Raw genomic sequence first — 18,611 nt, forward strand, 5'->3', positions numbered from 1 at the left:
GACCCTCTTTTTAATAATCATCTACCTGACCGGACACCTTGACCATGCCAGCTCCATTAGCAACCGTAGAGACCACACCAGACCTGCCGACACACGCCGACGTGGTCATCATCGGCGGGGGCATTATTGGGTGCTTCACCGCTTATTACCTGAGCAAACGCGGCCTGAAGGTCGCGCTGGTCGAGAAAGGACGCATCGGTGCGGAGCAATCGAGCCGCAACTGGGGCTGGTGCCGCCAGCAGAACCGCGATGCCCGTGAATTGCCATTGGCTACAAAAAGCCTGGACCTCTGGGAACAGTTCACCGCCGAATCCGGTGAAGAGACGGGCTTTAAACGCTGCGGCCTGCTCTACCTCAGCAACAACGAGGCGGAACTGGCAGGCTGGGCGCGCTGGGGCGAGTTCGCCCGCACCGTCGATGTGAAAACGCAGATGCTGACAGCCGAAGAGGCGGCCCAGCGCGGACGCGTGACCGGCAAGCCATGGAAAGGAGGCGTTTTCTCGCCTACCGATGGCACGGCAGACCCTTCTCGTGCCGCCCCGGCGGTGGCACAGGCCGTCATGAAGCTCGGTGGCAGCGTGCATCAGGGCTGCGCAGCGCGTGGTATCGAGATGGAGGGCGGCCGGTTATCGGGTGTGGTCACCGAGAAGGGCACGATACGTACCAGGATCGCCGTGCTGGCTGGCGGCGCCTGGGCCTCCTCTTTCTGCCGCCAGTACGGCATCCGGTTTCCGCAGGCCGCTATCCGGCAGACGGTGCTGGCGGTGTCGCCGGGCGCCAACGAGCTGCCGCCCGTACTGCATACCACCGCCGTGTCCATGACCCGGCGCGGCAATGGCGGCTACACGCTGGCCATCAGCGGTCGGGGGCGGGTCGACCCCACACTGCAACTGCTTCGTTTCTCCACACAGTTTCTGCCCATGTTCCAGCGGCGCTGGCGCAACCTGGCACCAGGCGGGCTGGAAGGCATGCGGTCGGGCCACGAAGGAATGTCCCGCTGGCGATTGGACCAACCGACGCCGATGGAGCGGATGCGTATTCTTGACCCAGCCGTTGACAAAGCAGTCGTGCGCTTGACCTACCAGCGCGCGTTGGACCTGATTCCGGCGATGAAAGACCGCGAGGTCACGGCGGCCTGGGCTGGTTATGTCGACAGCACGCCCGATGGTGTGCCAGGCATCGGCGAGATTGCCAGCGTGCCCGGACTGGTTCTGGCCGCGGGATTCAGCGGACATGGATTCGGCATCGGCCCCGGTGCCGGCCATCTGATCGCCGACATCGTCAGCGGTGTCACGCCGCTTGTGGATGCCCGCCCCTACCACCCGGACCGTTTCCGGTCGTCTGCCTGGGGCAAGGTTGCGGAGTTTTAGCGTGCCGTTACTTGACGTTCACGCAAGCGCGCCAACGGATGCGAAAGCGCCGCGCCTGACCGCGCTGCGTGCCAATCACCTGCCGTACGCGGCGGCGCTGTCGCTTGCGCTGGCATGGCCTTATCGCGAGGCTGACTGGCGTTTTGCGTTCGAACTCGGTAGCGGCATCGCGGCGGAAGTGGACGGTCGCCTTGTCGGCACGGCACTGTGGTGGCCTTATGGCGAAACCCATGCATCGCTCGGTATGGTCATCGTCGCTGCCGAGATGCAGGGCAGGGGTCTCGGTCGCGCATTAATGGGTGCATTGCTGAACGAGGCGGGCGACCGGACCCTGATCCTCAATTCCACGCAGGAAGGCTTGCGCCTGTATACCCAGCTGGGCTTCGTACCAGTGGGGCAGGTGTTCCAGCATCAGGCGGTGCTGCCAGCCGATCCGCTTCTGGCTACTAAAGCCATCGGCATCCGTCCCATGCAGGCGGGCGACGACGAGGCCGTGCGCCGACTTGACCTTACGGCCACGGGCATGGACCGGACTCCGTTGCTGGACGCGCTGTTCAAGGCGGGCCCGGTGATCGTCGCCGATCACGGCACCGGCGTGCAGGGCTATGCCTGCGTGCGTGAATTCGGTCGCGGCATCGTGATTGGGCCGGTCATCGCCCATAACGCGGCCGACGCGACGGCACTGATCGCAACGCTTGCGAGCCGCCATCGGGGCGGATTCGTTCGCGTGGACGTGACCGAGGACAGCGGCCTCTCTCCCTGGCTGACAAGCATCGGCTTGCCTCGCGTTGGTCACGTCGAGTCGATGGTGCGCGGAGCCTGCCCCTCCGTCGCCGCTGGCGCGCGCCTGTTTGCCCTTTCAAACCAGTCGCTCGGCTAGGGCCTGTTAACAGCCCCTAGTTCCCCTGTCCCGCACCCACCAGGACCTCACAATGATCAAGACCCTGCTGCCTCAGACAACTGCGCACGAACCCGAGCTTCACTACGGCTATCGGGTCGAAATCGATGCGATTGCGGTGCGCGGCGGATCGAAACCGTCCGCCATCCGCTCCGCCTGAGGGCGTAGAACCACTCCTTCATATTGCGGAACTAATCAAATGAAACTCATGTCCTACTGGCTCGACACCGCGCCGAAATTCAACGGTGCCGAGGCCGAGCCGCCGAATGGCGAGGTCGATGTGGCGGTGGTCGGCGCGGGTTTCACCGGTTTGTCGGCGGCGATCGCATTGGCCAGGAAGGGCGCGCGTGTTGCGGTGTTCGAAGCGGGGCTTGTCGGCAACGCCGCGTCCGGCCGCAACGGCGGCATGTGCAACAACGGTTTCGCGCAAGACTACTACGGCCTGTCGACCACGCTGGGGCGCGAGCGGGCCAACATGCTCTACCGCGCTTTCGACGCGGGGGTGGACAAGGTCGAGTCGCTGATCGTCGAGGAAAGCATAGATTGCAATTTCAAGCGGGTCGGCAAACTGAAGCTGGCTGCCAAACCAGAACATTACGACAAGCTGGCCCGGTCGCAGGCGCTGATGGCAAAGGAGTGCGATCCCGACACCCACATGGTCACGCGCGCAGAGCTGCGTGACGAAATCGGATCGGACCGCTATTTTGGTGGCCTTGTTTTCGGCAAGAGCGCGGGCATGCATGTGGGCCGTTATGGCCAAGGGCTTGCCGTGGCCGCAGCAAGGCGCGGGGTGCGGATTTACGAGAACGCGCCCGTCATGGGCCTTAAACGCCTGGGCGGTGCGGTACATCAGGTCGAGACGCCGACCGGCAGCGTGCGCGCCCAACAGGTGCTTCTGGCCACGGGCACGTCGGCGGTGGGGCCGCTCGCCTGGTTCCGCCGGCGCATCGTTCCGGTGGGTGCGTTCATCATCGTCACGGAGCCGCTGTCGGTCGAGCTGCTTGATCGGCTGACGCCGCGCCGCCGCATGACAACCGACACCAAGAATTTCGTCAATTATTTCCGCGTCACGCCCGACAACCGCTTGCTGTTCGGTGGCCGCGCGCGCTTCGCGGCGACCAATCCCAAGTCGGATCTGAAGAGCGGCGCTATTCTGCAAAAGTCGCTGGTTGAAGTTTTTCCCGAGCTGGCCAACACGCGCATCGACTATTGCTGGGGCGGCATGGTGGACATGACCCGCGACCGCCTGCCGCGTGCCGGCGAGCGCAATGGCTTGTTTTATTCGATGGGCTACAGCGGCCATGGCACGCACATGTCGACCTACATGGGCGCGATCATGGCCGAGGTGCTGGATGGCCGCGCCGACCTGAACCCGTGGCGCGATTTCGACTGGCCGGCGATTCCCGGGCATTTCGGCAAGCCATGGTTTCTGCCGATTGTTGGCGCCTACTACCGCTTCCAGGATCTCATACGGTGATCGTCGACGAAAGCCTCCATGGAAGGCTTTCGACGTCGTGCAGATTGACGGCGCGCACCCCGGCCGGAGATTGTGCGCTGGGGGCTATCCGATTCGCAACTTGATGTGGGCAGCGGCCCAATGAATGGCGATATCGTCGGCCAGCGCTGGGTAAGCTTTATCACATGTGTTCCCGCCTTTCAAACCTGTCCATGGCTGCGCGGGTAGCCCTACTGGAGTCATCACCTGATGTTTTCTGACATTGCGGCACCTGTGGCCGACCTGCTACCCGAGCTGATCACCCTGCGGCGCGACCTGCATGCGCACCCCGAGCTGGCTTTCGCTGAAACGCGCACGGCAGGCATCGTGGCCCAGTCGCTGCGCCTGCTTGGCCTGGAGGTACATCAAGGCCTGGCTGGTACCGGCGTGGTGGGCACGCTGCGCTGCGGCAAGGGCACGGCCAGCGTTGGCTTGCGCGCCGACATGGACGCGCTGCCCATGGCCGGACTGGGCACTGGCGCCTATGCCCACGCCAGCCGCACGGCCGGCGTGCACCACGGCTGCGGCCATGACGGGCACACCAGCATGCTGATTGGCGCGGCGCAGCAACTCGCGCGCACACGCGACTTTGACGGCACCGTGCATTTCATCTTCCAGCCGGCTGAGGAAGGCAAGGGCGGTGCACGCGCCATGATCGAAGACGGTCTTTTCGAGAGGTTTCCGTGTGACAGCGTCTATGCGCTGCACAACTGGCCCGGCCTGCCGCTGGGGCGTGCGCAGACACGCGTTGGCCCCATCATGGCGGCGGCCGACCGCTTCGACGTCGTGCTGCGCGGCAAAGGCGGCCACGCCGCACAGCCCCACCTCACGCCGGACGCGCTGCTGGCCGCCAGCCAGCTGGTTACGCAACTCAACACCATCGTCTCGCGGCGGATTGATCCGGGTGAGTCGGCGGTACTGTCCGTCACACGTATCGAAGGTGGCCACAGCCACAACGTGCTGCCGGCCGAAGTGAGCATCACCGGTACGGTGCGCAGTTTCGATGCCGAGGCGCAGGACCGCATCGAGGCAGCACTGCGCGCCGCCGTTGATGGCATTGCCCTGGCGCATGGCCTACAGGCCGAGCTAACCTATCTGCGTTATTACCCCGCCACGGTCAATAGAGCCGATGAAGCGGCCCTGGCTCTCGATGCCGCGGCGGCCGTGGGCCTGGCCGCCGATATGGCACCACGCCCCGCTTTCACATCGGAAGACTTCGCCTTCATGCTGCAGCACCGCCCCGGCGCCTACCTGTGGCTGGGCCAGGGCAGGGCCGACCCCGGCCCGCTGGGCGAGGCGCCCCTGCACCACCCGCGCTACGACTTCAACGATGACGCGCTGCCGCTGGGCGTGCGCTGGTTCTGCGAGGTGGCCGCACGTTCGTTGAGCCGCAGTGCCCGCGCGGTTTCATAGTATTTCCTCGTCATGCGCCGTGGGCTGGACAGCAATGCACCGGCGCACGAGAAAACAGCCAGCCTGCGCGAGGGCAGCCTGGCTGTTGGCCTGCAGAGTGATCCCGTCAAATCAAGCTGCCTGTTTAACCTGGCGAAGGGTGGGCGTCATTGCTGGTGGGGAAAGAGGCGCTCGATAGGGCAGTGCGCCTTGATGAAAGGTGACTTGATGACGATGTAGCTGAAGTACTTGGCGATGCCGATGTTGCTTTCGAGCAGTTCCTCTATAACTTCCTGGTAGTGGTTCACGCCCCGCGTCAGAAAGCGCAGCAGGTAGTCGTAGCCGCCGCTCATCAAATGGCACTCGAGCACTTCGTCGACCTTTCGGATGGACGTCTCGAAGCGCGTGAAATCCTCGCGCCGGTGGTCGGACAGCGTGATTTCGGTGAACACCGTCAGTGTGTCACCGAGCTTTTCCAGCCGCAGGTGTGCGCCATAACCAGCGATGTACCCGGCCTGCTCCAGGCGCTTGACGCGAATCAGGCAAGGGCTGGGCGACAAGCCGACCTCGTCGGCCAGGTCAACGTTGGTCATGCGTCCGTTCTTCTGAAGCTGCGCCAGGATACGCAGATCCAGTCGGTCGATTTTGAAGGCTTCGTTCATGGCGGGCTTTCTGGCGTGAAGATGGTTCGATTCTGCTACGTTCGCGGGCACATACTTCAGGCGACGAGGGCGGCCCGGACGTCAGGGGCGTCCAGCACATCGTCCAGGGTTTGCCTCAGGCGTACAAACATCTGGGCAAACTCGTCTTCGCTGAACGTCAATGCCGGTGCAAAACCCAGGATGTTGTCGCCAAAAGCACGGAACACCAGGCCGTTGCGATAAGCTGCCGCAGCGATGCGGTCCGGCAGCCCGAGCGATGCGTCAAAGCCGCGCTTGCTGTCCTTGTCGCTGACCAGCTCGAGCGCGCCCAGTAGCCCGCGATAGCGCGCGTTGCCCACCAGCGGGTGGCTGCGCAGGGCATCGAGGCCGCCAGCGAAATGTGTAGCCACCTTCTGGCCGTTGGCCAACACGCCGCCTTCTTCATACAGGCGCAGCACTTCCAGCGCAACGGCGGCGCTGACGGGGTGCGCGGAGTAAGTCGCGCCGTGGCCAATGACCGCACCGGTGGGCGCGCCGTCGGCGATGCCCGCATAGACCTTCTCGCTCATCATGGTCGCCCCCATGGGCACGTAGCCCGCGGTCAGGCCCTTGGCCATGGTCATCAGGTCGGGCTCCACGCCTTCGGCCAGGCACGCGAACATCGGGCCGGTGCGACCGAAGCCGGTGATGACTTCGTCAACGACAAAGAGAATGTCCAGCTCGCGCGTCGCTTCACGCATGGCCTTGAGCCAGCCCACAGGTGGCACGATGACGCCGCCCGAGCCCTGGATGGGTTCGCAGAAGAAAGCGGCGACGTTGTCGGCGCCCAGCTCGGCGACCTTGGCACGCAGCGCGGCAACGGATGCGTCGATGATGGCCTGGTCACCACCTTCACCGGTGTGGCGGTATGGATTGGGGGAGGGGATGTAGTGTTGCGTGGCCAGTGGCAGATCGAAACCGCGATGAAAGACTGGCAGCGCGGTCAGACCCGCTCCCGTAGACGAAGAGCCGTGATAGCCGCGCTCCAGCGCGATGCAGTGCTTCTTGGAAGGCCGGCCGGTGGCGTTGTAGTATTGCGTGATGAAGCGCACCGCTGCATCAATGGCTTCCGAGCCGCCCAGCGTGAAGTAGACGCGGGTCAGCGAGGCGGGCGTGATCTGCACCAGCTTTTCGGCCAGGCGGATGGCCGGCTCGCTGCTGAAGTGGAAGTAACCCGTGGCATAGGGCAGGCGGCGCATTTGCTCGGCGGCGGCTTGAACCACGCTTTCCTGGCCATAACCCACGTTGACGCACCACAGGCCTGCAAAGGCGTCCAGCAGCTCATGGCCGCTGGCATCGGTGAGCCAATTTCCGCGCGCCGAGGCCAGCACGGTCGGGCCGCGCTGCTCGTGCACGCGCCAGGGCGAGACGGGGTGGATCAGGTGGGCGCGGTCAATAGCACCCAAGGCTTCGAGAGAAGGTAGATCGGCAATTTGGTTCATGGCAGGGTCCGGTGTTAGTTACGGGTCAGGGCCGGTGCACACAACAGGAAAGACAAGGACAGATGCCGGAGCATTCAGGTCAGCCGTGTGAGCTAGGCTCACATGAGAAGACGGTAGAAAATGCGGTGACAGTATTGTCTTTGCAGAGTATCTGAACAAGGCCTCCGAGAGCTTCCAGCATAGTGCGATGCGACAGTCTGATGGTGCTGCTTTTGGGGTAGCGCAGTGATGCAGGCTGCGGTTCGTGGCGGGCTGACAGCAGATCATGCGGCGGCGCTCTCGGCCGGCTTTCCGATAGGCCTCAGTAGCCCCGCACACGGTCGACCAGCCCGTCCATCGGCTCGTTTTTTTCGAAGCGACGCAGGTTGTCCAGCACCACGCGCGCGGCGCTCAGTGGGTGCGTCATGCTGGCGATGTGCGGTGTCAACGCAATGCGCGCATGCGACCAGAACGGGTGCGCGGCCGGCAGCGGCTCCGGGTCGGTCACGTCAAGGATGGCGTCGCCGATCTGCCCCGCATCAAGGGCGGCCAGCAAATCGCCATCGACCAGCTGCGGCCCACGCCCGACATGTACCAGGCCGGCGCCCATGGGCAAATGCTTGAAGAGCTTCGCATTGAGGAAGCCGCGCGTCGCTTCGGTCAGCGGAAGCAGACAGATGAGGATCTCGGTGCGCGCCAGGAAGCCGGCCAGGTCTTCGCTTCCAGCGTAGCACTGCATTCCGTCGATGTGGTGCTGCGAACGGCTCCAGCCCGCGCAGTCAAAATTCATGGACTTCAACTGGGCAAGCACGGCCTGCCCGAGCGAGCCCAGGCCAAGCACACCCACGCGCCGGTCGGCCGCTAGCCTGGCCTGCCGCGGTTGCCATTCAGCGCGTTGTTGCTGGCGACGGTACTGCGGCATGTCGCGGTGCAGGTCCAGCACGGCATGGGTCACGTACTCCACCATGCCGCAGACAATGCCCGGCTCCACCATACGCACCACGGGCAGGTCGGCCGGCAGCGCATTGAAGTCAAACTGGTCCACACCCGCGCCCGAGGAAAACAGCACCTCCAGATTGGGAAAGCGGGTGGCTATGTCGTCGGGCGGCGTCCAGGCCGCGAGGAAGCGCACGCGCTCCGGGTCCCCGATGTCGGGCCAGATGCGGAAGTCTATGTGGGGCGCTTGTTCATGAAATACCTCCGCCCATTGGCGGCCGCGCACCGGATCGGACTTGTAGACAAAACAGAACTCGTGCACCCTGCAACCCTTAACCAATTGCCTGTGTGGTGATGGCAAAAAGTGTGGGGGCACCCTCGGGGTAAACCAGTGGTTTGCCGCGCACCATGGTTGTCGGGGAATCGACTTCCACCAGACCGATGGCGGCCAGCCAGTCGCCCAGGACCGCAGCCGCATCAACGTCGATGCGCGTGAAGTGGCCGGTGTTCTGACCGGCCAGGTGGGCGATCAGCGCCTTGGCGCCTTCCACGTCAGGTGCGACCACCGGCCCGATGACGTGACCGCGGCCGAAGCGGCGCAGCATGGCGAAACCCCTCGGTGTCTGTTCATGGTCCAGCACCACGCAGGCTTCGGCGCTGGCCAGCAGGTCTTCGATAAGTGCAGAGCGGGGCATTCCACGTGCTGCCGCGTCCAGCGACTGCAGCGCGGCCAGCTCGTTCAAGCCCGCAGGCCGCATGCGCCAACCGGGGGGTTGGGCAATCAGGGGGGTGGGCGTGACAACACCTTGGTGCTGCCGCACGCCGCCTACCACGTCGAAGCCCAGTTTTTCGTAAAGCGGGCGCCCGGCTTCAGTGGCCTGCAGCAGCACGGAGTGATCTTCCAGGCCGTCGAGCAAGGCGTGCATCAGTTGACGGCCAATGCCGCGCCCCTGGTAGGCCGGGCTCACGATGATCAGGCCGACAGAGGCATGCTGCGTGCCCCACCGCCAGCGCAGCCCGGTACCCAAAATCTGGCCGTCCTGCTCGACCACCGTGCCTTCGGCATGCGCAAAGACCTGCTCCCAGTCGGTCGGCCGGTGCGGCCAGCGAAGTTCGGCCGACAGGGCGTGCGCTTGCTCGATGTCGGCGGCGGTCATCGCCCTGAGACTCAAACGGTCCTGGGCGACATCGGGAGGCGGGGATGAAGACATACGGGAAATCTCTTTTACAAGGCTATGAATGCACCGATGTTGGCCCACATTGGCGCGCTGCGCCAGACCCAAAGTGCATGGCGCCGCAACTCGCAAGCATCTCCCGTCAAAGCCCGGGGTTTTGCAATTCGCTGCTGCTGCGGCACCGGATACGGGTACATATGCTGCGGCTTGTTGCCTAGCATCAGGCGTCTTTCCCGTTTTCACAAGACTGACATCTTTTATTACTCACACAACCCCCAGCGCATGCCTCTATTCGACTTGCTCTACATTCGCCCGCCTTCTGGGCCCTCCATCGGCGGCAAGCTGACGCGCGGTGTTGAAAGCCACTTTATGCAGCGTGCGCGAGAGGCAGGCTGTGCTGCTGGCAAAGACCCGGGAAGCCAGGCCGGTGAGCCGCAGTCGTGCTTCCACAGTGTGCTGATCGACTTCGCCGCCGAGCACGCAGGTGCATGCCGCACGCATAAGGTGCGAACCGCACGCCATGCCGCGGCCCCCGGTCCAAACCGCAGCTTGGCGCTAAAACGGCGGCAATTTCCATACAACCCTTTTGGTGCTGCGTGATTCAATCCATTTACATCAAGACGTCGTGGAAATAAGTTAAGCAGCGACCCGCTCCCGGTCGGAAACCGGCACATCAAGGATCAGAAATCATGGCTTTTCGTCCCAAGTACATTACCTTCGATTGCTACGGCACGCTCACGCGTTTTCGTATGGCCGAGATGACCCGTGTCATTTTCTCGGACCGCATTCCAGTCGACCGGATGGAGCAGTTCATCGCCGATTTCAGCGCTTACCGCTTCGACGAAGTGCTGGGTGACTGGAAGCCTTACGAAACGGTGCTGAAGAATGCAGTGCGTCGCCTGTGCAAGGTCTGGAAGATCCAGTACCTGGACAGCGACGCGCAGCAGTACTACGACGCAGTGCCAACCTGGGGCCCGCATGACGACGTGGCAGCGGGCCTGTCGAAGATCGCGCATGAAATTCCGCTGGTGATTCTTTCCAACGCTGCTGACGCCCAGATCCAGAAAAACGTCGCCATGCTGGGTGCGCCTTTCCACCGCGTCTACACCGCTGAGCAAGCCCAGGCTTACAAACCGCGTCTGCGTGCCTTCGAATTCATGCTCGACTCGCTGGGCTGCAACCCTGAAGACCTGCTGCACGTCTCATCCAGTTTGCGCTACGACCTGATGTCGGCCGCCGACATTGGCATCGTCAACAAGGTCTTCGTGAACCGCGGCCACGGCCCCGGCAATCCGGCTTACGGCTACACCGAAATCCAGGACATCGGCGGCCTGCCCGGCGTCGTTGGCCTCTGATTCCGGTTCATTCATTACGCACCTTCACCACCTACCCGACCAACCCATGAAGCTCGATTCCTATTGGACCGATTCGGCCCCCGCTTTCCGCCCCGCCGCACGTGAATTGCCGGCGCAGGTGGACGTGGCCGTGGTCGGCGCCGGTTTCACCGGGCTGTCCGCCGGTTTGGCGCTGGCCCGCCAAGGCGCCAGCGTGGTCGTTCTGGAAGCAGGCGAGCGTGTGGCGGCAGAGGCTTCGGGTCGCAACGGCGGTCATGTCAACAATGGTCTGGCGATGGACTACGCCGACGTTGCCGCCAAGGTCGGCGTGGCGCAGGCGCGGGCCTGGTACCACGCGTATGACGCCGCCGTCGACACCGTTGCCCGTATCGTCAAGAGCGAAGCCATCGCCTGCGACTTCATGCGCCATGGCAAGCTCAAGATGGCCACGCGGCCGCAGCAAATGGCGGCATTGCAACGCAGCGCGCAGCGCTTGATCGACGACGGCGTCGACAGTGACGTGGAAATACTGGACGCAGCCCGCGTTGCCAGCGAAGTGCAGAGCGAACGTTTTCACGGTGGCCTGCTCTATAAACGCAGCGCGCAGATGCATATGGGCCGCTTTGCTGCGGGCCTGGCCGGTGCGGCAGAACGCGCCGGTGCACAAATCCACACCTCGAGCGCCGTGCAGCGTCTGTCTCGCATCGGAAAGGGCCATGCCCATACGCTGCAGACCGCGCGCGGCTCCGTTACGGCCCAACAGGTGCTGCTGGCCACCGGTGCCTCGCGCCATGGTGGCTATGGCAGCTTCGGCTGGCTGCGCCGGCGCATCGTGCCCATCGGCAGCTTCATCGTCGTCACCGAGCCGCTGGGCGAAGCGCGCGCACGTGCCATGCTGGCCGAGCGCCGCACCTACACCACGGTGGCGAACATCCATCACTACTTCCGGCTCACGGCGGATTACCGGCTGGTCTTTGGCGGGCGCGCGCGTTTTGCCATCTCCAGCCCGCAGTCGGACGCGGCCAGCGGCGAAATCCTGCGCGCGGGCCTGGCAGAAACCTTTCCACAACTCGGCAAGGTACGACTGGACTATTGCTGGGGCGGTCTTGTCGATATGACCCAGGACCGCTTGCCGCATGCCGGCGAGCGTGATGGCCTCTACTACGCCACCGGCTACAGCGGCCACGGAACGCAGATGTCCGTGCACATGGGTGAGCGCATGGCTGAAGTGATGGCTGGCAACACCGCAGCCAATCCCTGGCAGGGCCGGAGTTGGCCTGCCATTCCCGGGCATTTCGGTGCCCCGTGGTTCCTGCCGGCGGTAGGTATGTACTACCGCCTCAAGGACAAGCTGGCCTGAAGCCAAAGTTAGCTAAAGTTTTTCAGAGTTTTTCAGTTTCCCTTCAACGTTTTCATACCACCAACAGGTTTACCAGGAGTACACCACCATGAGCGACAGCAGCAACAAGTTCGACAGTCTCGTCCATCCCGCAGACAACGTCCGCGTCATGGAATCCTTGCGTCGTGGCGCCTCGCGCCGTGACGTGCTCGCCATGCTCATGGCTGGCGGCATGCAGGCCACGCTCGCGGGCGGCGCAGCCACCTTCGCGATGTCGGCCCATGCACAGACGCCGCGCAAGGGCGGTCGCATCCGTGTCTCCGGTGCCCAAGCCGCTGCCACCGACACGCTTGATCCGGCCAAGCAGTCCAACCAGGCGGACTATTGCCGCGGCAACATGCTCTACAACGGCCTGACGGTGTTCGACGCCAGCCTCACGCCGCAACCGGCGTTGGCCGAATCCTTCACCACCCGAGACGCCAAGACCTGGGTTTTCACGCTTCGCAAAGGCGTGACCTTCCATGACGGCAAGGCACTTTCGCCAGCCGACGTCGTGTTCTCGTTGATGCGCCACAAGGACCCCGCCACCGCCTCCAAGGCCAAGGTGCTGGCCGACCAGATCGAGAGCGTCAAGGCCACCGGCCCGAACGAGGTCACGATCGTATTGACCGCGGCAAATGCCGACCTGCCGACCATTGTTGCCACCTTCCACTTCCACATCGTCAAGGCGGGCACCACTGATTTCGCCGCCGGCATCGGCACCGGCCCCTACAAGCTCAAGGAATTCAAGCCAGGCGTGCGTTCCATTGTGGTGCGCAACGAGGCCTACTGGAGGCCGGGCAAGCCTTACCTCGACGAGATCGAGTTTGTGGGCATAGGCGACGAGAGCGCACGCCTCAATGCGCTGCTGTCTGGCGGCATGGACCTGGTCAACGCCGTCAATCCACGCTCGGTAGCGCGTGTCAAAGGCACGCCGGGTTACGCCATCCTGGCCTCGCAATCAGGCCAGTACACCGACCTGATCATGCGCCGCGACCTTGGCCCTGGCGCCAACCCCGACTTCGCGATGGCCATGAAATACATGCTCGACCGTGAACAGATGAAAAAGACGATTGCGCTGGACTTCGCGACGGTCGGCAACGACCAGCCGGTTGACCCGACCAACCGTTTCTACTTTGCGGGGCTGCCGCAGCGCACGATGGACCTGGACAAGGCCAAATTCCATCTGCAGAAATCGGGCGTGAGCGGCAAGGTCGCCGTTGTCGCCTCGCCTGCGGCCACCTACTCCACCGAGATAGCTCTGTTGATGCAGGAGACCGGTCAACGCATCGGCCTGGACCTGGATGTCAAACGCATGCCGGCCGAAGGCTACTGGTCCAACCATTGGCTCAATAGCCCCGTGGGCTTTGGCAATGTCAACACCCGGCCAAGTGTCGACACACTGATGACCCAGTTTTTCCAGTCCGACGCACCCTGGAACGAGTCGCGCTGGAAGAACCCCAAGTTCGACCAGTTGCTGCTGGCGTCGCGCGCCGAAACCGACCTGGCCAAGCGCAAACAGCAGTACGCCGATATGCAAACCATGATCCACCAGGAGTCCGGCATCGGCATTCCGATGTTCATCGCCAGCATCGACGCCTACAGCACCAAGCTCAAGGGCCTGGAATCCAGGCCGCTGAGCGGTTTGATGGGCTGCACGTTCGCCGAGCACGTCTGGCTGGACGCATAAGCACCTTGTCGTTTACCCACCACGCCAATTTGTAGCGTCATAGCGTGAATAGCCACCGACCTGTCGGACCTGCACCCTGCGCCCGTTTCTTGCGAGCGTTGTGTGCACGGCAGGTCGCCGCCAACTGAAAGACTGACATGAACGCCCTGATCCTCAAGCTCCTTGGCCAACGCATCGCCATTGGAATGCTGTCGCTGCTGGCCGTCTCGGCGCTGGTCTTCGCAATCACGACTGTGCTGCCGGGCGATGCCGCGCAGGAGCAACTCGGCCAGGAGGCCACACCTGAAGCCCTAGCCGCGCTACGCGCGCAGATGGGCCTGGACGTGGCCGCGCCATTGCGCTACCTCTATTGGCTGGGCGGCGCCGTCAAGGGAAACTTTGGCAACTCGGCCACGGCGAGCATGCCCGTGAGTGAACTGGTGGCCAGCCGCCTGCCCAACTCACTGCTGCTGGCCGCCGTGACGGCGCTGTTTTCGGTCCCTATTGCGCTGGCGCTGGGCATCTCCTCGGCGGTGTGGCGCGGCTCGTGGTTTGATCGCATTGCCTCCACCACCGCCGTCGGCGTCGTATCGGTGCCCGAATTCCTGGTTGCCACGCTGGCGGTGCTGGTGTTTGCGGTCAAGCTGCGCTGGTTGCCCGCGCTTTCTTATGCGAGCGACATCGAATCCATCGGCCAGATGCTGCGAGCCTTTGCAATGCCGGTGCTCAGCCTGTGCTGCGTGATCATCGCGCAGATGATGCGCATGACACGCGCTGCGGTCATCGACCAGCTAGAAGCCCCCTACATCGAGATGGTGCGGCTCAAGGGCGCCTCGCCGCTGCGCATGGTGGTGGCTCATGCGCTGCCCAATGCCATCGGCCCCATCGCCAATGCTGTGGCATTCAGCCTGTCCTACCTGCTGGGCGGCGTGATCATCATCGAAACCATTTTTAACTATCCCGGCATCGCCAAGCTGATGGTCGACGCGGTCTCGCAGCGCGACATGCCTCTGGTGCAGGCCTGCGCCATGATCTTCTGTGCCGGCTATCTGATCCTGGTGACGCTGGCTGACCTGAGCGGCATCGTCGCCAACCCGCGCCTGCGTCATCGCTGAGATGTTGCCGCCTGGTTAACACCACTCTGCCACACCACACCACGCCACTCCACGTCCCCACAAAACGAGCAATACCCCATGGACCCTGTTGCGCAAACCCTTGCCGATCTCCCGGTGGCCACCCCGCGCGGCGCCTGCAGGCGCTGGCTATCGGGCTTCGGTTTGTCCGGCCTTGTGGGCCTGGCCGTGCTGGCCTTCTGGATACTCGCCGCGCTGTTCGGACCGGCCATGCTGCCGCGCGCGCTGGCGGGCTCGGGCAGCAATGCCGTGTTCAGCCCCATCAGTGCGGTGCACTGGCTGGGCACGGACTACCTCGGCCGCGACATGCTGATGCGCGTCATCAATGGCGCACGCTACACCGTTGGGGTGGCACTTATCGCCACGCTGATAGCCAGCAGCGTTGGCACCGTGCTGGCCCTGCTAGCTGCAAGTGGCAGCCAGGCGCTTGACACGGTGCTCAGCCGCGGCCTGGACACACTGACCGCCATCCCCAGCAAAATGTTCGCGCTCATCATGGTGGCCGGCTTCGGCTCCTCGGTCTACATGCTGGTGGTCATGGCTGCCATCATCTACATCCCGGGCGCTTTCCGCATTGCCCGTTCGCTGGCGGTCAACATCAACGCACTCGACTACGTGGTAGTGGCCCGCACCCGTGGCGAAGGCAGGCTCTACATCATGCTGCGTGAAATTTTGCCCAATATCCTGGGCCCCATGCTGTCCGACCTTGGCTTGCGTTTCGTCTACGTGGTGTTGCTGCTGGCCGGTTTGAGTTTCCTCGGCCTGGGCATTCAGCCGCCGTCGGCCGACTGGGGCTCGCTGGTGCGCGAGAACATCGGCGCGCTGCCCGACGCCGGCGCCTCGGTGATCATTCCGGCCCTGGCCATCGCCAGCCTGACCATTTCGGTCAACCTGGTCATCGACAACTTGCCGGGCCGCGCTGCCCGCGAACGCCGTCGGGGAGCACACTAATGGGCGCACCAGTCATCGTCGAAGGCCTGCACATCACCGCAGGCGGCCAGACCCTGGTCGACCATCTCAGCTTCTCGATCCAGCCTGGCGAAGTACTGGCCCTCATCGGCGAGTCCGGTTCCGGCAAAACCACGACCGCGCTGGCGCTCATGGGCCATGCGCGCAGTGGCTGCACGATCGCCAGCGGCAGCGTGCGCATCGGCGACGTCGATGTGCTGACGCTGAACGCCGCCGGGCAACGCGCCCTGCGCGGGCGCCGCGTGTCCTACATCGCACAAAGCGCGGCGGCATCCTTCAACCCCTCGCGCACGCTGATGGACCAGGTGGTGGAGCCGACGCTCATCCATGGCCTCATGAAACGCCCTGAAGCCGAAGCCAAGGCCGTGACGCTCTTCAGAGAGCTCGCGCTGCCCGATCCCGAGACCATCGGTGCGCGTTATCCGCACCAGGTCTCCGGCGGCCAGCTGCAGCGCGTGATGGCAGCGATGGCAATGATCACCGATCCGGACCTGGTCATCCTCGACGAGCCCACCACCGCGCTAGACGTCACCACCCAGCTGGAGGTGCTGCGCGCCTTCCGCCGGGTGGTGCGTGAGCGCCGCGCCACGGCTGTTTACGTAAGCCACGATCTGGCCGTCGTGGCGCAGATGGCCGACTACATTCTGGTGCTGCGCAACGGGCAGATGCAGGAGCTCAACGCGACCGAAGAGATCATCACCCAGCCCACCCAGCCCTACACGCAAAGCCTGCTGGCCGCCGCAAGGCCGGCACCACGCGTGTCGCCTCAGGGTTGTGGCAGCGAGCTTCTGCTGGATATCCAGAACCTCTCGGCCGGCTACGGCCCAGTCGGCCTCAAGGGCCAGCCCGAAAAGCTGATCCTCCAAAACATCGACCTCAAGTTGTACCGTGGCCAGGCCATCGGGGTGATTGGCGAATCGGGTTCCGGCAAGACCACCCTGGCGCGTGCCGTGGCCGGTCTGATCAAGCCCTGCGGCGGCCGCATCCTGTTCAAGGACCGCGAGCTGGCACCGTCACTTAGCGAACGCAGCAAGGAAGAGTTGCGCCAGATCCAGATCGTCTTCCAGATGGCCGACACGGCACTCAATCCGTCGCAGACCATAGCGGCCATCCTCGCCCGGCCGCTGGTCTTTTACAAGGGCCTGCGCGGGCCGGCGCTGCAAAAACGCATCCGCGAGCTGCTGGACCTGGTCCAGTTGCCGCAGACCCTGGCCTCACGCCTGCCGGGCGGCCTGTCTGGCGGGCAAAAGCAGCGCGTGAACCTGGCGCGCGCGCTGGCGGCCGACCCCGACCTCATCCTCTGCGACGAGGTGACCTCCGCGCTGGATACCGTCGTGGGCGCTGCCGTGCTGGACCTCATCGCCGAGCTGCGGCGCGAACTCGGCGTTTCCTATCTTTTCATCAGCCACGATTTGCACACTGTGCGTGCGGTCTGCGATGAAATCGTCGTCATGAAGGACGGCCACAAGCTCGCGCAGGTCGCCCGCGCCGACTATGACCGCGGCCCGCACCATCCTTACTACGAACTTCTGGAGCGCTCCGTGCCCGAGCTTCGCCGTGGCTGGCTCGACGAGATGGACACCCGACGTGCCGCAGCCTGAACACGCGCCAAGCCCTGATGCCCGACAAGGAACCGAAGCCATGACCACGGATATGACACCCACTTTCCGCATCGCACTCATCGCCGGTGACGGTATTGGCAAGGAAGTTCTGCCGGAAGGCCTGCGCGTGGTACAGGCCGCAGCCGAGCGTTTCGGCTTTGCGCTGGAGTGCCGCACCATGGACTGGGCCAGCTGCGATTACTACCAGGCGCACGGCCAGATGATGCCGGACGACTGGAAGGCGCAGCTCAAGGGTGTCGACGCGATCTATTTCGGTGCTGTCGGCTGGCCGGCCACCGTGCCCGACCACGTTTCGCTTTGGGGTTCGCTGCTGAAGTTCCGCCGTGAATTCGACCAGTACATCAACCTTCGGCCGGTGCGCCTGTTTGAGGGCGTTCCCTGCCCGCTGGCCGGGCGCAAACCCGGCGATATCGATTACCTCGTGGTGCGCGAGAACACCGAGGGCGAGTACACCTCGCTGGGCGGCGTCATGTACGAGGGAACCGAGCGCGAAATTGTGATCCAGGAATCGGTCTATTCGCGCCGCGGCGCCGACCGCCTGTTGCGCTTCGCCTTCGAGCTGGCCAAAAGCCGGCCGCGCAAGCACGTCACACTGGCGACCAAATCCAACGGCATAGCCATCAGCATGCCCTGGTGGGACCAGCGTGCCGACACGGTCGCGGCCGACTACCCTGACGTGGTACTGGACAAGCAGCACATAGACATTCTGGCTGCGCGTTTTGTGCTGCAACCGCAGCGTTTCGACGTGGTGGCGGCGACCAACCTGTTCGGCGACATCCTCTCTGACTTAGGCCCGGCTACCACCGGCACCATCGGCCTGGCGCCGTCGGCCAACCTGAATCCCGAGCGTTGTTTCCCCTCGCTCTTTGAGCCCGTTCACGGCTCGGCGCCCGATATTTACGGTCAGAACATCGCCAACCCGATCGCCATGATCTGGTCGGGCGCGCTGATGCTGGAGTTTCTCACCCGCGGCGAAGGCGCCGGCCGTGCTGCGCACGACGCCATCGTGCGAGCCATCGAAGCCGTGCTGCGCGACGGACCCCGCACACCCGACCTCGGCGGCACCGCATCGACGACCGAGGTCGGCTTGGCGATTGCCGGGCACCTTGCTTCTGCCTGATTTCCACGTTCAACCCCTT

Annotated in this window: 16 protein-coding genes; 12 read left to right on the forward strand and 4 right to left on the reverse strand. The window is 64.0% G+C overall.

What is annotated here, in order from left to right:
* Window positions 1–44: 44 nt before the first annotated feature.
* From ABI546_RS08475 to ABI546_RS08495, 5 genes are all read left to right on the forward strand, one after another.
* Complete coding sequence (locus tag ABI546_RS08475; protein ID WP_348046009.1) at window positions 45–1,370, forward strand: FAD-binding oxidoreductase; 1,326 nt, start codon at window positions 45–47, stop codon at window positions 1,368–1,370.
* Window position 1,371: 1 nt separating this feature from the next.
* On the forward strand, window positions 1,372–2,250 hold the full coding sequence (locus ABI546_RS08480) for a GNAT family N-acetyltransferase (protein ID WP_348046011.1): 879 nt from the start codon (window positions 1,372–1,374) through the stop codon (window positions 2,248–2,250).
* 52 nt (window positions 2,251–2,302) lie between these two features.
* Entirely contained in the window at window positions 2,303–2,428 is a 126-nt protein-coding gene (locus ABI546_RS08485; RefSeq protein ID WP_348046013.1) for a hypothetical protein, read from the forward strand.
* Between the two features lie 39 nt (window positions 2,429–2,467).
* Window positions 2,468–3,745, forward strand: coding sequence for an FAD-binding oxidoreductase (locus ABI546_RS08490; protein WP_348046015.1), 1,278 nt, complete (start codon window positions 2,468–2,470; stop codon window positions 3,743–3,745).
* 225 nt (window positions 3,746–3,970) lie between these two features.
* Window positions 3,971–5,176 (forward strand): M20 aminoacylase family protein, encoded by a 1,206-nt coding sequence (locus ABI546_RS08495; protein ID WP_348046074.1) that lies wholly within the window; start codon window positions 3,971–3,973, stop codon window positions 5,174–5,176.
* 146 nt (window positions 5,177–5,322) lie between these two features.
* Here ABI546_RS08495 and ABI546_RS08500 read toward each other — a convergent pair whose 3' ends face one another.
* The 4 genes from ABI546_RS08500 to ABI546_RS08515 all read right to left on the reverse strand — a co-directional run bounded on the left by ABI546_RS08500 (window position 5,323) and on the right by ABI546_RS08515 (window position 9,403).
* A complete protein-coding gene (locus ABI546_RS08500) occupies window positions 5,323–5,817 on the reverse strand; it encodes an Lrp/AsnC family transcriptional regulator (RefSeq protein WP_348046017.1) in 495 nt (164 codons plus the stop codon).
* Window positions 5,818–5,873: 56 nt separating this feature from the next.
* Window positions 5,874–7,277 (reverse strand): aspartate aminotransferase family protein, encoded by a 1,404-nt coding sequence (locus ABI546_RS08505; RefSeq protein WP_348046019.1) that lies wholly within the window; start codon window positions 7,275–7,277, stop codon window positions 5,874–5,876.
* 301 nt (window positions 7,278–7,578) lie between these two features.
* Window positions 7,579–8,514, reverse strand: a complete 936-nt coding sequence (locus ABI546_RS08510; protein WP_348046021.1) for a glyoxylate/hydroxypyruvate reductase A — start codon at window positions 8,512–8,514, stop codon at window positions 7,579–7,581.
* Between the two features lie 10 nt (window positions 8,515–8,524).
* A complete protein-coding gene (locus ABI546_RS08515; protein WP_348046023.1) occupies window positions 8,525–9,403 on the reverse strand; it encodes a GNAT family N-acetyltransferase in 879 nt (292 codons plus the stop codon).
* A 653-nt stretch (window positions 9,404–10,056) separates the two neighbouring features.
* Here ABI546_RS08515 and ABI546_RS08520 point away from each other — a divergent pair.
* The 7 genes from ABI546_RS08520 (at window position 10,057) to ABI546_RS08550 (ending at window position 18,592) form a co-directional block, all read left to right on the forward strand.
* The gene (locus ABI546_RS08520) at window positions 10,057–10,722 is read left to right on the forward strand and encodes a haloacid dehalogenase type II (RefSeq protein WP_348046025.1); all 666 of its coding nucleotides are present in this window, start codon (window positions 10,057–10,059) and stop codon (window positions 10,720–10,722) included.
* Window positions 10,723–10,768: 46 nt separating this feature from the next.
* Entirely contained in the window at window positions 10,769–12,061 is a 1,293-nt protein-coding gene (locus tag ABI546_RS08525; RefSeq protein WP_348046027.1) for an FAD-binding oxidoreductase, read from the forward strand.
* An 88-nt stretch (window positions 12,062–12,149) separates the two neighbouring features.
* Window positions 12,150–13,769, forward strand: a complete 1,620-nt coding sequence (locus tag ABI546_RS08530; RefSeq protein WP_348046028.1) for an ABC transporter substrate-binding protein — start codon at window positions 12,150–12,152, stop codon at window positions 13,767–13,769.
* A gap of 137 nt (window positions 13,770–13,906) precedes the next feature.
* Window positions 13,907–14,863: an ABC transporter permease gene (locus ABI546_RS08535; protein WP_348046030.1), complete on the forward strand. Its 957-nt coding sequence runs from the start codon at window positions 13,907–13,909 to the stop codon at window positions 14,861–14,863.
* 78 nt (window positions 14,864–14,941) lie between these two features.
* Window positions 14,942–15,832: an ABC transporter permease gene (locus ABI546_RS08540; RefSeq protein WP_348046032.1), complete on the forward strand. Its 891-nt coding sequence runs from the start codon at window positions 14,942–14,944 to the stop codon at window positions 15,830–15,832.
* Window positions 15,832–17,451: an ABC transporter ATP-binding protein gene (locus tag ABI546_RS08545; RefSeq protein ID WP_348046034.1), complete on the forward strand. Its 1,620-nt coding sequence runs from the start codon at window positions 15,832–15,834 to the stop codon at window positions 17,449–17,451. Before ABI546_RS08540 ends, ABI546_RS08545 begins: the two co-directional genes overlap by 1 nt.
* A gap of 52 nt (window positions 17,452–17,503) precedes the next feature.
* Window positions 17,504–18,592, forward strand: coding sequence for a tartrate dehydrogenase (locus tag ABI546_RS08550; RefSeq protein ID WP_348046076.1), 1,089 nt, complete (start codon window positions 17,504–17,506; stop codon window positions 18,590–18,592).
* The last annotated feature ends 19 nt before the right edge of the window (window positions 18,593–18,611 follow it).

The organism is Polaromonas sp., from assembly GCF_039932935.1.
Classification (GTDB): Bacteria; Pseudomonadota; Gammaproteobacteria; order Burkholderiales; family Burkholderiaceae_C; genus Polaromonas.